General features: G+C 24.9%; 13 protein-coding genes. 8 read left to right on the top strand and 5 right to left on the bottom strand.

Annotation, left to right across the window (positions count from 1 at the left end; translation table 11 throughout):
* The first annotated feature begins 40 nt into the window (after positions 1–40).
* Positions 41–1,924 carry a GumC family protein gene (locus JRV97_RS05615; RefSeq protein ID WP_281000964.1) on the top strand — a complete coding sequence of 628 codons (1,884 nt, stop codon included), beginning with the start codon at positions 41–43 and terminating at the stop codon, positions 1,922–1,924.
* 91 nt (positions 1,925–2,015) lie between these two features.
* Entirely contained in the window at positions 2,016–2,450 is a 435-nt protein-coding gene (locus JRV97_RS05610; RefSeq protein ID WP_281000963.1) for a type II secretion system protein, read from the top strand.
* A gap of 263 nt (positions 2,451–2,713) precedes the next feature.
* Here the strand turns inward: JRV97_RS05610 and JRV97_RS05605 are convergent, their stop codons facing one another.
* The 5 genes from JRV97_RS05605 to JRV97_RS05585 form a co-directional block, all read right to left on the bottom strand.
* Positions 2,714–2,998: a type II toxin-antitoxin system RelE family toxin gene (locus JRV97_RS05605; protein ID WP_281000961.1), complete on the bottom strand. Its 285-nt coding sequence runs from the start codon at positions 2,996–2,998 to the stop codon at positions 2,714–2,716.
* On the bottom strand, positions 2,976–3,251 hold the full coding sequence (locus JRV97_RS05600; RefSeq protein ID WP_281000959.1) for a ribbon-helix-helix protein, CopG family: 276 nt from the start codon (positions 3,249–3,251) through the stop codon (positions 2,976–2,978). The genes JRV97_RS05605 and JRV97_RS05600 overlap by 23 nt, the downstream gene beginning before the upstream one ends.
* A gap of 85 nt (positions 3,252–3,336) precedes the next feature.
* Complete coding sequence (locus JRV97_RS05595) at positions 3,337–4,266, bottom strand: tyrosine-type recombinase/integrase (RefSeq protein WP_281000958.1); 930 nt, start codon at positions 4,264–4,266, stop codon at positions 3,337–3,339.
* Positions 4,257–6,620, bottom strand: coding sequence for a Lon protease family protein (locus tag JRV97_RS05590; RefSeq protein ID WP_281000957.1), 2,364 nt, complete (start codon positions 6,618–6,620; stop codon positions 4,257–4,259). Before JRV97_RS05590 ends, JRV97_RS05595 begins: the two co-directional genes overlap by 10 nt.
* 35 nt (positions 6,621–6,655) lie before the next feature.
* Positions 6,656–7,822, bottom strand: a complete 1,167-nt coding sequence (locus JRV97_RS05585; RefSeq protein WP_281000956.1) for an ATP-binding protein — start codon at positions 7,820–7,822, stop codon at positions 6,656–6,658.
* Positions 7,823–8,157: 335 nt separating this feature from the next.
* On the opposite strand from JRV97_RS05585, the gene JRV97_RS05580 reads away from it, so the two are divergent.
* The 6 genes from JRV97_RS05580 to JRV97_RS05555 are packed head-to-tail and all read left to right on the top strand — an operon-like array spanning position 8,158 to position 13,878.
* Positions 8,158–9,279 carry a type II secretion system F family protein gene (locus tag JRV97_RS05580; RefSeq protein ID WP_281000955.1) on the top strand — a complete coding sequence of 374 codons (1,122 nt, stop codon included), beginning with the start codon at positions 8,158–8,160 and terminating at the stop codon, positions 9,277–9,279.
* Positions 9,276–9,674, top strand: coding sequence for a hypothetical protein (locus JRV97_RS05575; RefSeq protein WP_281000954.1), 399 nt, complete (start codon positions 9,276–9,278; stop codon positions 9,672–9,674). The genes JRV97_RS05580 and JRV97_RS05575 overlap by 4 nt, the downstream gene beginning before the upstream one ends.
* On the top strand, positions 9,668–10,174 hold the full coding sequence (locus JRV97_RS05570) for a hypothetical protein (RefSeq protein ID WP_281000953.1): 507 nt from the start codon (positions 9,668–9,670) through the stop codon (positions 10,172–10,174). The genes JRV97_RS05575 and JRV97_RS05570 overlap by 7 nt, the downstream gene beginning before the upstream one ends.
* Positions 10,158–10,571 carry a hypothetical protein gene (locus tag JRV97_RS05565; RefSeq protein WP_281000952.1) on the top strand — a complete coding sequence of 138 codons (414 nt, stop codon included), beginning with the start codon at positions 10,158–10,160 and terminating at the stop codon, positions 10,569–10,571. Before JRV97_RS05570 ends, JRV97_RS05565 begins: the two co-directional genes overlap by 17 nt.
* Positions 10,568–11,149: a hypothetical protein gene (locus JRV97_RS05560; protein ID WP_281000951.1), complete on the top strand. Its 582-nt coding sequence runs from the start codon at positions 10,568–10,570 to the stop codon at positions 11,147–11,149. Before JRV97_RS05565 ends, JRV97_RS05560 begins: the two co-directional genes overlap by 4 nt.
* Positions 11,146–13,878, top strand: a complete 2,733-nt coding sequence (locus JRV97_RS05555; RefSeq protein WP_281000950.1) for a hypothetical protein — start codon at positions 11,146–11,148, stop codon at positions 13,876–13,878. Before JRV97_RS05560 ends, JRV97_RS05555 begins: the two co-directional genes overlap by 4 nt.
* The last annotated feature ends 1 nt before the right edge of the window (position 13,879 follow it).

The raw sequence follows: 13,879 nt of genomic DNA, 5'->3' as shown, positions 1-13,879 counted from the left end.
AAATTTGATATAATAATAAAAAACGTTAGGAGGTAGCTGGATGGAAGATTTTGAAAATGAGTTGACATTATCAGATATATTTAGAATATTTAAAAGAAGAAAGGTTACTTTTTTTGTTATTTTATTTTTAACTGTTTTAATTACAGGGTTATATCTTTATTTTGCTAAAGATATATATGAAGCAAAGATGGTGATTGAAACAAAAAATACTTCAAAGACTTCTTCTTTGCTTGCTCAATATGGAAGCCTGGCTTCTATGGTGGGAATTAGTTTGCCATCTGGAGGCAATTCTATTAGCACTGTTATTGAAAAGATGAAATCAGATCAGATTTTGTTAAATGTTGTGGAAGATAATAAGTTATTGGACTATTATCGAAAAAATTCAAAGCCTTCTTTTATTAGTAAAATTTTGAAAAGAGAAAAAAGTGAAATAAATAAATACGATATTGTTGAAAGTATTAAAGAAAATCTTGATATTCAACCACAAAAAGATACATCATTAATTAAGATTTCTTATAAATCAGCTGATCCAACATTAGCTGCTTCTATTGTACAATCTGTTTATGATGAATATATTAAGTACGAAAAAAACGTTGCTTTATCTGATATTAACTTTTATTTAAGCAAGTTGAAGGATATGTTTAGGGATGTTTCTGATAAGTATTTAAATGTACAAAAGAAAATTTTGGATTTCCAGGTTAATAATAAAATTTTTGATCAGAATTCTTTAGAGCCTTATGTTTCGCAATATTCTAAATTATATTTTGATTTAATTGATATAGACAGTAAAAAGACAGAATTAGAGACAAAAATAAAATCTGTTGAGGATAATCTTGTAAATCTGAATCCAGATTTAAAGAAATTCTTTTTGGAAAACAATGATTCCATTAAACCTTTAAAAGATCAATTGGTTAATTTAAAAATAGAATATGAAACATTGAAATTAAATTCTTCTCAAAACCCTAAATTAATTGAATTGGAAGCAAAAATTCAGGTGTTAGAGGATAATCTAAAAAAACAAATTAATGATATTTTAAGTAATAACCTTAAATATCTTGCTACAACTGATATTGATACTTATAAGCAGTATGTTGCGGATAAAACACAACTTGAATTGCTGGATGTTATTAAATCATCTACAGTTTCTTTAATGCAGAAAATAGATTCTGATATTAAAGAAAAATCTCCATTATTATATGAATATTTTTTATTAAAAAAGGATTCTGCTATTTTACAAACAAAATATGAAACGTTAAAATCTTCTATAGAAACCCAGGAATTGCAATCTAACTTTTATCAACCATCACTCAGGATTGTTGATAATGTATATATTCCATACAAGCCTGTTGCGCCAAATAAAAAATTAACATTAGCTATAGGTGGAGTATTAGGAATATTTCTTGCTATACTTGGTATTTTTATTAAAGAATATCAAGATAAAAAGGTGAAAGATGTTTATGAGTTTTCAAATAGATATAAAACACCAGAATTTGTGATGTATAATGGAAATATAGAAAGAGAAATAAAAAGGATTGTTAATTTTATTTATGTTAATGGTTTAAAAAATATTGGAATTACAAGAATTGGCGAATTTGAATATAAAACAATTGCTTATGAGATAAAAGAGAAATTAAACGAGTTGAACATTTTATCCAATGGAGAAAATAGAGATGTTTCTATACATGAGGAATTTGTTGATAATGTCATTATGCTGGTAAAGGATGATGAAAGTGTTAAAAATAGCAATTCAAATGATTTTTCTATAAGGCTTTTACCGGAATTAACCGATCCAGACTTTATTTTATATGAAAAATCTTTTGATAAAATGATTATTTTAATTAAAGAGGGAATTACAGAATTAGAAGTTGTTGATAGGTATAAAAATTTAATTTTAAATAATTGGGTTATATATATTGAAAAATAAATAAAATTTTAGCACCTTCGGGTGCTTTTTTATTTATTTTATGATATAATATTATTGTTTTATCTAAAATTTAACAAAAGGGGGTATGGGGATGGCTTTGAAGAATAAAGCTGGTTTTTCTTTGTATGAGGTGTTGATTGTTCTGGCAGTTATTGCTATTTTGGGGACTTTTGCTGTGCCAATGGTGAATAATGTTATTTTAAAGGCGAAGATGACGAAGATTATAAACGATATGAAGGTTTTGGAAAATTCTATTATTCAGTACTATTATGATGAAGATACTATTCCTGCGGATATTAGTGCTTTAATTGCTAATAATTATTTAGAAAATGCTGTTGATAATATAAATTTTAGTACAAATTCTAATGTTGTTTATGTTTATTATAATAGCGAAGTTGAAAAGGCTGATGATTTAGAAAATTTAGACACTACATTAAAATGGAGTTCTTCTAATACAGATTTTTCTACACTTGCTGATGTACCATCTGATACAGAAAAATATCCGGTTTTAAAAGTTATATTTTAATAGTAGTTATAATTATTACGTAAAAAATAAAATATTCAAAATAATATTCGTTCATCCGGTGAAAATTCTGAATCCTCGAGAATTCTCATTCTCGCAGGTCGTATCAGACTCACATCCGTGTTCGGCTTCACTCAATTTTGCATCCGTGCAAAATTGACCTGCTCCATTTGAATTTTCTCGGGAATTTTCAAGGATTCTCTCATATTATTTTTTCATATTTTATTTTGTTTATAATCTAAAATTGTCCGGCTTAACCGGACAATTTATTTTTTATAAGCACTACCACGAGCTACTATTTCCAATATTAATATTATCAACTCATTTTCTTCTAGTTTAAAAATAATTCTATAATTACCAACTCTTAACCTTAATAATCCAAAATATTTTCCTTTTAATATTTTAACATCAGGTTCTGAAACGTTTTTCCCATCATAATAATCTATAAGATTAATTAGTGCTTTATTTATTCTATCTTTTGTTGCTTTATCAAGTTTGTTCATCGATTTCTTTGCTTTTTTAGTTAATTTAACGATGTAACTCATATTCATCTACAACCTCTAAATCTTTTTCTGTTAAACTATCAAGAATTCTGGTTAATTCCTCATTTTCTTTATCATCACAATACGATGCATTAGTCATTATTTTAAAATATGTTTTATTATATTTTTTTGAATTTAAAAGTTGGTTTATTGCTTCTCTTAATATTTCGCTAATGCTTTTATTCTGTATTCTTTTTAACTCTTTTAAGATTTTCCATGTTTCTGGATCGATCATTATATTATGTCTTTCCAATTTAGACATTTTTCCACCACCTTTACACCTCATGTGTATATACACATTTATTATAATCTTTTCCGTTTAAATACTGGTTAATATTTTGTTAAGTTTACTCGCTAAAATCTATTAGCTCATCGGCTTCTAATGCTACTGAGGTTGCTTCGTGATAGTATATTTGTGTGGTTGATATGTTTTTATGACCTGCTATTTGTTTTGCTGCTTCTATTCCATGATTTAATGCTATTTTTGTAATCACAGTATGCCTGAATGAATGTGCTGAAAGTTTTTTATCGCCTCTAAATTCTTTTAACCCCAATTCATTGAAATATTTATCTATTATCATCTGAACTGCTCTTTCTGTTAATGCTTTGCCATATGAATTTGGTGATAGTGAAATAAACAGCGGATCATTTGATTTGTATTTTTGAATTTTTCTTCTTTCTTTTAAAAATTCATTTATAGATTCATACACTTCTTTATGTAAAGCTATTACCGAGTCTTTACCAACATGTCCTTTTGATTTGTAATGAAGTAATATTTTATTATTTCTTTTCATTATGTCTTTTATTTTTATGTTTATAAGAGAATATATTCTTATTCCTGTATATGCCAATGTTTTTATCATTGCCATATCTCTTTTTCCTGCTAATGTTGATGTGTCTATTATTTTAAATATCTCTCTTATTTCTTCGTCAGTTAATATATCTTTTCTATGGCCAAATGGTCTTTTTGCGCCTTTTACATTTTTAGCTATATTTTTATATAATCCTTTATCTTCCAGGAAAGCAAAAAAACGCCTTATACCAGAAAGATACAGATTTACTGTATATGGACTTTTGTCTTTTAATAGATATGTTTTCCACATTTTTACTGTTTTGGGTGTGGGTTTTGATATGTTGTGCTTTCTCAAATAATTGAGAAAGTATTTTATGGATTTTGTATATTGCTTTTTAGTCGCTGAAGTTACATCATCCAGCTCTTCGAGAAATTCTATTAATATTTCATCGAATTTGTTTATTTCTTTCCTTTCTATTTCCACGGCCAAAACCTCTTTTTAGTGGGATGCAATTTTTTTAGATTTTTTATTCCTTCTAATACCATGCAATTTACCGTATCTTTTTCAAAATTGCCATGTTCATCCATTTTTCCTGCTTTTTTATTCATAGTTATTTCTATTGCTTCATCTACATTTTTTACTGTATATATATGAAATTTTCCGTCTTTTATTGCATTTTCTATTTCATGGTTTAATACTAGATTTTTTATATTTTGATAGGGAATTATTACTCCTTGCTCTCCTGTTAATCCTTGTAATTTACATACATTATAGAAACCTTCTACCTTTTCTATTATTCCACCTACTGGTTGTATATTCCCATGCTGATCGATGGAACCTGTTACTGCTATATTTTGCTTTATTGGAATATTTGATATCGCTGATATTAAAGCCAATACTTCTGCTAATGATGCACTATCTCCTTCAAGCATAGAATACACCTGTTCGAAACTTATTGAAGCCGAGAATACCATATGTTCATCAAGATGATATTTGGAATAGAAATAATTTTCTATAATATATGTGGATTTTCTATGTATTTTACCGCTTAAGTCTGCATCTCTTTGAATATCAAGCAACCCCGCCTGTTTTGCAGAGAATACTTTTGCTGTAATTTTTACAGGAACTCCAAAGGAATATGAGTCTATTTCCATAACTGTTAATCCATTAATTTGTCCTATTTTTTCTCCTTTTGTTTCTAATATCAATTGACCATCTTTTATTGATTCCATTATTTTATCCCTATATAATGAGAACATATTTTCATGTTTTTGAATTGCTTCTTTTACAGCATTGCCATCTACATAAGGAATTGTATCGCTATATCTATCTGAAATATAATTAGCTTCTAAAATTATATTTTTTAATATACCAAATCTTGCTGATAATTTATCATTTTTTCCGTTTAACCTGCAGGAATATTTTATTAATTCTTCTACCGCTTTTTTTGTAAAATCTTTCAGATCATTTTCTTTTATTATATTTTTTACAAACATTGAAAAGTATTCCGCATTTTTTTTGCTTAATTCTATTTCTGTATCAAACGGAACTTTTATGTTGAATAGTTTTTTGAAATCTGGATCATATGCATATAATATTTCATACATCCATTCTTCACCAATCATTATTACTTTTACATTTAAGGGGATTGGATCTGGTTCTAATGTGTGAACCACGCTTAATCCCATTTTTCCTTCGAGGTTTTCTATTTTTATTTCTTTATTCATTAGTGCATTTTTTAATGCTTCCCAAACATATGGATTTTTCATTACTTTTTCTGCATCAAGTATTAAATATCCACCATTTGCTTTATGCAATAACCCTGGTTTTATCATTGTAAAATCGGTTTTTAATATACCCATTTGTGATATATATTCTATTTTTCCAATGAGGTTTGAATATGTGGGATCTGTAGCTTCTATAACAGGTGCTCCACTAATAGAAGAATTATCCACGATAATATTTATGGAATATTTTTTCTTATAGTATTTTATTAAGTTTTCATCTGAGAGTATTTCAGGAAATTTTTCTGAAATATCATTTTTTATTTCATTGAGATATTCAACAACATCTGAATTGTCGTTATATTCTTTTATGAGATTTTCAAATATGCTGGAAATAGTAAATAACGCCCAATATTTTTCTAAATTTCTTAATTGCTCTCTGTAGTTTTTGTCTATTTCTGTGATTTTTACCATTGTTTTTTCCATTAATTGCCTGATTTGAGGTGTTTTTTCTTCGTATTTATTTCTCACATCTTCTGGCAATTGGTCATATTCTTCGTCTGTTAATTCTTTTCCTTCGTACACAGGGATTGTTACTGCTCCATCTGATGTAAATTGCAATTTAAAATTTAATTTTTCTACCTGTTTTTTCAATTCTTCCCATATTTTTTTTCTTTCACTTAAATATTCCTGTTCAAGTTTTGTTCTTTTTTGTGAGAAATCCTCACTTTCAATACCCTTTTTTATAGCATTAAATGCCATTTCTACTGTTTCTTCCAGTTCTTTTTTGAATTTTATTGCTGTTCCAGGTTTTAATGATATTGCTTTTGGTTTCATTGAGTCTTTGAAGTTATATACATATATGTAATCATTTGGTGTTTTTTTATTCGTAGAATATCTGGATAATATGTTTTTTGCAAAGGTTCTTCTTCCTGTATTCACAGGGCCCGCAATAAAAATATTGTGTGTTTTTTGTTCTATTTCTAAACCCATTAATATTGATTCATATGCACGTTTTTGTCCAAAATATTCTGTCATCGCATCGATATTTTCTGTGTTTTCAAAATCCAACTCTGGAATTTTCACTTTGAAATCTTCCCATTTTAATTCCATTTTATTTCCCCTCCTCCGTTAAGATTATAGCATTTTTACCATAAAAATCCCAATAACCATAATGGTACCTTATTTTTTAAAGGCATATCAATATCATCACGAATAACAAAATCTGATTTTTTAATTTTTTTATTTTTCCCACCTACTTCGATTTTTATATCATTCCAAATAAAATCTCCTTCTTTTTCATTTTTTGATGCGAATATCTTTCCTTTTTCTTTTAACGTAAATACTGTAAATGCCTCTCTAAAATTCTCAATTTCTCCATTATATATATAGTAATATGCGGGATCAGCAAGAAATATTTTCTCACCTTTTGAATTTATGCTAAAATCTTTTTCTTTTAATATTATATTTATTAATTCTGCTTCTTCCATCACTTTTAATAATTCATATAATTTATTTTTGCTCAACCCCCACTCTTTACACATTCGTTCAACGTTAATCGTTGGAATTCTTGAATATATCAAATAACCTATTACAGCTTTCATTAATTTTAGATGATTTTCTTTTATGCTGTTCAAAAAAAATGGTATATCGCTATATAATGTTTTTTCAAGAATATTTTCCATTTTTTCAGAAAAATTTCCTTCAAGGAAGAATGGTCTTGTTCCTGCTGATGCATATTCTTTAAATAACTTTAAAATATCAATATTTTTTATTTGTGACATAAATTTCTCCTTATCAAAATTGAAAGGAGAATTTATGGTTTGAACTTCTATATTTTTTGACAAATATATATATTCTCTAAAAGATAATAAAGGCATTCTAATTTTTATAAACCTTCTTGAAAGATCCGATATTCCTGTTCTTAATATTATACTGCTACTATCACTTATCCATATCTTTTTATCTGGATATGAATCATATAACGCCTTAATATGTATGCTCCATTTATTCAAGTAATGCACTTCATCTATTATTATTCCATCATATCCTTCTAAAAAAACTTTTTCACCAATTTCATATAATGGAAATGTTGAAATTAATGGATCGTCTCCAGAGATATAAAAATAATTATTTTCTTTTGCTTTCATCAATAAATATGTTGTTTTACCTACTCCTCGAGGTCCATATAACAATATTCCTCTATTATCATATTTATCAATATTTTTAAAATACAACCTCTTTTTTGCAGGTAATGCGTTTAGCAATCGTGCTTTTTTTAACTCCATTCTTTCAATAATTTCATTTAAATCCATTTTTTCACCTCCGTTCTATATCAATACTAATTATACAATAATTCGTTCTAAATTAAAACGAATTTTATGTGATATAGAAAAAATCGTTCTATAATGATACTATTTTTCATTAAAATCGTTCTATTATAGAACTATTATAGCAACAATATCATCATTATATTTTTGATTGGCTATCAAAAAGTATAAAAGAAACGAAGACTTAAAGATATGCAATCGAGCTGTCTGAGTAATTTTAACTTTTTGAATAGCCTATTTTTAGAATTTTCTTATCTCCATTTTAAAAAATAAAATTATTATGGTAAAATATATATAAATTGTTTTAAATAGGTGATATTATGAAACTTTTTTATTTTGAAGGTAAAGATTTTAATTTAAAAATAAAAGGTTATGTTCTTGGAAGAAATGATATAGATGCATTAAAAAATATTGATGATAATATAGAAATAGAAAATTTTAAATATGTTAAAAAAATTAGATTTAAAAAATTAAATATAAAGGAACATGTGAAATTTATAAGAATGCTAAAGGCATTTATATCTTCTGGATTAAATTTTTACGAAGCCATTTTATATATCAGGGAAAACCAGGAGATTTCAGAAAGAATAAAAATTGCTCTTGATCTATTGATTAATAATATAAAAATTGGAATACCATATAAAAAGGCTATGGATATGAACACTTTTTTTGATTATGAATTTAGAAAATCTCTATCGAGAGTTTCTGATAATAATGAACTGCTAAAAATCATTTATCGTTTGGAAAATATTTATGAAAATAGATTAAAGAATGCTCAGGATATTAAAAATATAATGGCTTATCCAATTTTACTATTTTCTGCACTAATATCACTTCTTTTATTTTTACAGTTTATAATTGTTCCAATATTCAGAGATAATTTTCATACAAATTTCAATTTTATAATTTCATGGATTTTAGTGGGAATTATACTTTTTATTATCACAACAGTTATTATTCTTTTCAAGAATAAAAAACGATTTGATAATATTATTTATAATTTGCCGTTTATCAATAAAATTTATAAAAAATATGCTTTATTAGAATTTGTTGAAACCACATCTGTTTTTATAGAAAGTGGGGATACTACATATGAGGCATTTGAGAAAAGTTCTGAGATTATTTCCTCAAAAAGACTAAAGGAAGAAATTATCAATATTTTAAGTCTTATCGAAGAAGGAAATAATATTATAGATGTTTTGAAAAAAACTGATTTAAATGAATTAGTTTTTAGCATTTCATTATCAAAGGATTTGAGTAGTTTAAAACAACCGTTGGATATACTGGAAGCACAGTTGAATTTTGAATTAAATCAAATTATACAGAAAACTAAAAAACTTCTGGAACCCGTACTTATAATGATTATATCTATAATTATATTTGAGGTTGCTTATGGTTTTTATGGGGGTATATTCAATACTATAAATTCACTGGGGCTATGAAAAAGAAAAATGGATTTGTGTTATATGAATTGATGATTATGTTACTTATTGAAAGTCTTCTTTTTATAAGCTTTTCTTTTATTATAAAAACCTCTTTTTTTGATGATTTAAAAAAGAGGATTGATTTTATTGAAATGATGAATTATTTTCTTCAGATAAAATATCATTCTATTGATTTTAATGATCAGAGTACAAAAATCGTAATTTCTTCCCATAGCTATTTTGATGGAATTATATATAAGGAAATTCCATATAAAACTTCTGATTATGCAAAAATTTTTAATTTTTATAATTTAATCTTAAAAAGCCCTGGCAATACTTTAAGAATAGACGATGCCAATCTTGTTATTTTACCTATTACATCGTCATTTAGATGGAGTGGTATAGAATGGTAATAAATTTTTATTTTAATAATAGATTTTTATATAGATTTAAAAGAAAAGGGTTTAATTCGAAAAAAATAAATATTGTTGATTATTATGGTATTATAAAAAAATTTTCTGATAAAACAGAAAGGAATAAATTCATTATTAAAAACTCTAAAAATTATAATATTTCTACCCAGAAAATAAAATATATTGTTTTGAAAGACAATACATATTATATGTATATTACCAGTAATATCAAAAAGTTCCGAAATTCTATTTTTTTTGATTATACTATTCCTCTTAATTATATGCTGTGGTATTTTCTGGAAAAAAACAATTATGAAAGCGAATATATTTCTTTTATCGGTGAATCTTATAACATAATTTATCAGAAAATAGATAATGAATATTTATATGGTGTATATTCAGATGAAAAAATGGGGGAAGAAATACAGCTTGATAATAAATTATTAATAAATATTATAAATGAAATAAAAGGGGATTTTCTAAATGCTGTTTATGTTTAGATCAAGAATACGATTTTTTCTTAATATTTTTTCATGGATTTTTTTGACTATATCACTAACAGTATTATTATTTTCATATATAAATTTTCAAAACAAAAAACATATGAGTAAAATTGCGCAGATTAAAAGAAATGAAAATATTATGAGTGAGTATAACTTAAAAATCAACAGCACAAAAAAAGCAAATAGCAAATTATATGATTTTCTTAATTTTTTGGAACAGATAAAAACAAAGGTTATTGTTCAGGATATTGATTATACACCAGAAAGCCTTGATGCTACTATTTTAATAGAAGTAATAGACGGAATGAAAATCATTTCTCCATATCAAATAAAAGAAAATGGAACACTTGATTTAATGTATGAAGAATATAAAATCCTGGAGTTGAAAAAATGATATATAGATTTTTGATTTCAATTATGGCAATTATTTTTTCTATTTTTTTGATTAATTCAATTCCAGAAGATAATTCTAACAAAATTATTATACCAAAATATACTATTTCTGATGTTAATAATAATTATGTTAATACAGCAATTTCTGCTAAAGAATTAAATGAAATATTATCCAAATTAAAAAGTGAAAAAGGGGTTTTAATAGAACATTTTAAATTAAAATCAAATTATGATTTTTTCTCAAATAAAAGCTATTCTTTATATATAAAAAGGGCGATTCCAGAAAATACAAAATTAAGTAAAAATTATAAAAAATATGATTATAAAATATTTGGTTTTTTAAATATTGATATGAATAAATTGTGGGAAAATACGTTAAATATGCATAATCCTGAATTTTTTGAATTTTCTGGTGTAATTATGAAAAACAGTCAAAAAAAAGCTTATATATATTTTAATGGGTTGTTGAAAGAAGTTAGCGAAGGTCAAAAAATAGGGGATTATAATGTTTTAAAGATTTTTAATGATGGTATTTTATTATATAACGAATATGAAAAGAGATTTGAGGTGCTTAGATGAAAAAATCGTTTGTTGTATTTTTTATATTACTTTCATCATTATTTTTTGCCTATGATATAAAAATCGATTATCTTAATAATAACAATATTATTGAAATTACAGGAGTTGCCACAGATATTACTATTTTTAAAAACAATACAAAAACAAATTATAAAATAAAATTCAATGATGTTCAATTTGAAAAGAAAACTTATATTTTGCCTCGCGGCCCTATTAAAAAAATAAATCTATATGATAATATCATAGAAATTATAATGATTTTCCCGGGAGATATTGTAATAAATAAAAATAATAAAGTTATTATTTCCGCAAAAGGGAAAAAAGCATTAAACAATGAAACATTTAAATTTAAAAATATAAAAATAAAGGATTTGCTCAATCTTTTGTTAAAAGAACTGGGATTTAATCAATATTATTTGACAGATATTCCTGATAAAACAATTTCATTAGATTTAAAGAACTTTTACCCTGAGGATTTATTCAGGATAATACTTGATTCCACAGGTATTTATTATAATTATATCAGCACTAAAGATATTTATATTTCTAAAAGTCCTTTATATAATGCCAGTTATCCTATAATAAGCTCAAAAAAACCTTTAAATATCAATGATGATGAAATTTATATTTCTTTGCAAACCAATATATCTAATTTTAATAATCTACTTAGTCTTATAGGTTTGAAATATGTAAAAATAAGTGACACTTTATATGTAATTAAGGGTTCAGAGGATAAAATCGATCTTGTAAAGAAAATTATTAATACAATACCTGTGCAACCCAAAAAACAGGATAAAAATATCATTAAAGATTCTCAAAAAATTATTAAAAATAAGATACATAAAATTTTTGAATATAATTTACCGCAAAAAGATATTATAAATGTGTTTAATATTGAATATTCAGAAATTACGAATAATTTAATATTACTTACTGGTTTTGAGGAAGATATTACACTTTTCGAAGAATTTTATAATAAGGCATATGAGACATTTCAGAAATTAAAAGCAAATGAAAAAAGCACTAAATCAACAATTAAAACAATAGAAGAAAAAAGCAAACCAATAATTACAGAAGAACCTACATATACTATAATAACGTCAAAATATTCGCTGAAAAATATGGATAGATTTTTTAATGTCAATATTTTAAATGTTGATAAGGATATATATTTTATAAGTGGTTTAAAGAAAAATATAAGCCAGTTAAAATCATTAAATGAGCAGTTGAATAAATTTTTAATCCCTACAGAGGAACCAACTTCTATTGATATAGAAAATGATTCTACAATTACAGTAATAAACACAGATATACCACTAGAAAATTTAGCCGATACTTTTGATTTAAAGATTAAAAAGGTATATGACACTATATATATTGTTAAAGGAAAAAATGTTAATGAGTTAAGTAATCTTATATCAAAAATACATCAAATAAAAGAAATGAAAATTAATAAAAATTATAACGTCAAAAATTTAAAAAATGAAGAAAAAATCGAAATAATACATTCTAACCTTGATTTATTACCATTTAATAAAATTTTTAAAGATTCTATAATCCAAAAGATAGATAAAAATTATATAATAAAAGGTACAGAAAATGTTATAAATACAATAAAAGATTTTAACGAAAAATATGATGTTAAGGTAACAAATGAACCCACTCCAATTATATTGCCTAAAAAAGATTATTATTTTACTGTCAAAAATGAAGAATATGCATATTTTTCTATTATTTTAAAAAATTTAAATATTGATTATGATAATATATATGAAAATGATTCTGGAAAAATAGTGAAAATACATGTTTATGAAAGTGAATATATGAAGTTAAAAGAATTATTATCTCTTAAAAACGATTTGAAAGAAAACGTTCAGAAAAATAAAAATACTGAAAGTTTGACATTATATTCATTGGTAGAACAATATGCTAAAAATAATAATTATGCATTGATAAATGATGAAAAACTTAAAAATATAACTATATATAATCCGAAAGATTTTAATGATATCGAACTTTTATTAACAAAAAACGATTATTATCTTGAGAAAGAAAAAAATGTTATAATTGTAAAGAAAAGAATTCCAAAGATAATATCTATAGAAATTGCTATAGTGGATTCTTCTATTTTAGAAGAAACTATACAAAAAATAGAAGCGAAAATATCTTCAAAGAGCATTATAGATTCAATAAATCAGGGAATAATTAATCCGCAATTATATAAAGAAATACTTGATACTGCATTTAATGTTAATGATATCAATTCAAGATCAAATGCAAAACTGGTATCAAAACCACGAATTATATTGAAATCAGGAACTAAATCGACATTTAAATCTGTATATAGAGTTCCTGTTGTTCAAGAAAATTCTATTAAATATATTGAAAGTGGTTTAACACTGGAGATAGAAGCAAATTATGTAGAAAATATGGACTTAATTGATCTGGATATAGATTTAAAGGTTGGAGAACCAGAGAAATCTACTGTTTCAAATTATAATGCAGAAAATTCGAGAGAAATAAATACTAAAATGATTTTAAAAAATAATTTTGTAAGTATTTTAGGCGGATTAAAAATAATAAAGGAAGAAAATTTAAATTCTGGGGTTCCATTTTTAAAGGATTTACCTATTGTTGGTTTTCTATTTAAAAGTAATGAAAAAAGAAATCGAGAATATGATTTGAACTTATTTATCTGGCCCAAATTAGTTAATTATGGGGGCGATTAAA

It is taken from the genome of Marinitoga aeolica, assembly GCF_029910535.1.
Taxonomy (GTDB): Bacteria; Thermotogota; Thermotogae; order Petrotogales; family Petrotogaceae; genus Marinitoga; species Marinitoga aeolica.
This window is presented reverse-complemented; position numbering and strand designations above follow the sequence as displayed.

Excerpts from the sequence above, each read along its gene's own strand:
- JRV97_RS05605 (WP_281000961.1), bottom strand. The coding sequence starts at position 2,998 with ATGAATATGAGTTACATCGTTAAATTAACTAAAAAAGCAAAGAAATCG.
- JRV97_RS05600 (WP_281000959.1), bottom strand. The coding sequence starts at position 3,251 with ATGTCTAAATTGGAAAGACATAATATAATGATCGATCCAGAAACATGG.
- JRV97_RS05585 (WP_281000956.1), bottom strand. The coding sequence starts at position 7,822 with ATGGATTTAAATGAAATTATTGAAAGAATGGAGTTAAAAAAAGCACGA.
- JRV97_RS05575 (WP_281000954.1), top strand. The coding sequence starts at position 9,276 with ATGAAAAAGAAAAATGGATTTGTGTTATATGAATTGATGATTATGTTA.
- JRV97_RS05555 (WP_281000950.1), top strand. The coding sequence starts at position 11,146 with ATGAAAAAATCGTTTGTTGTATTTTTTATATTACTTTCATCATTATTT.
- JRV97_RS05610 (WP_281000963.1), top strand. The coding sequence starts at position 2,016 with ATGGCTTTGAAGAATAAAGCTGGTTTTTCTTTGTATGAGGTGTTGATT.
- JRV97_RS05565 (WP_281000952.1), top strand. The coding sequence starts at position 10,158 with ATGCTGTTTATGTTTAGATCAAGAATACGATTTTTTCTTAATATTTTT.
- JRV97_RS05570 (WP_281000953.1), top strand. The coding sequence starts at position 9,668 with ATGGTAATAAATTTTTATTTTAATAATAGATTTTTATATAGATTTAAA.
- JRV97_RS05590 (WP_281000957.1), bottom strand. The coding sequence starts at position 6,620 with ATGGAATTAAAATGGGAAGATTTCAAAGTGAAAATTCCAGAGTTGGAT.
- JRV97_RS05580 (WP_281000955.1), top strand. The coding sequence starts at position 8,158 with ATGAAACTTTTTTATTTTGAAGGTAAAGATTTTAATTTAAAAATAAAA.
- JRV97_RS05615 (WP_281000964.1), top strand. The coding sequence starts at position 41 with ATGGAAGATTTTGAAAATGAGTTGACATTATCAGATATATTTAGAATA.
- JRV97_RS05560 (WP_281000951.1), top strand. The coding sequence starts at position 10,568 with ATGATATATAGATTTTTGATTTCAATTATGGCAATTATTTTTTCTATT.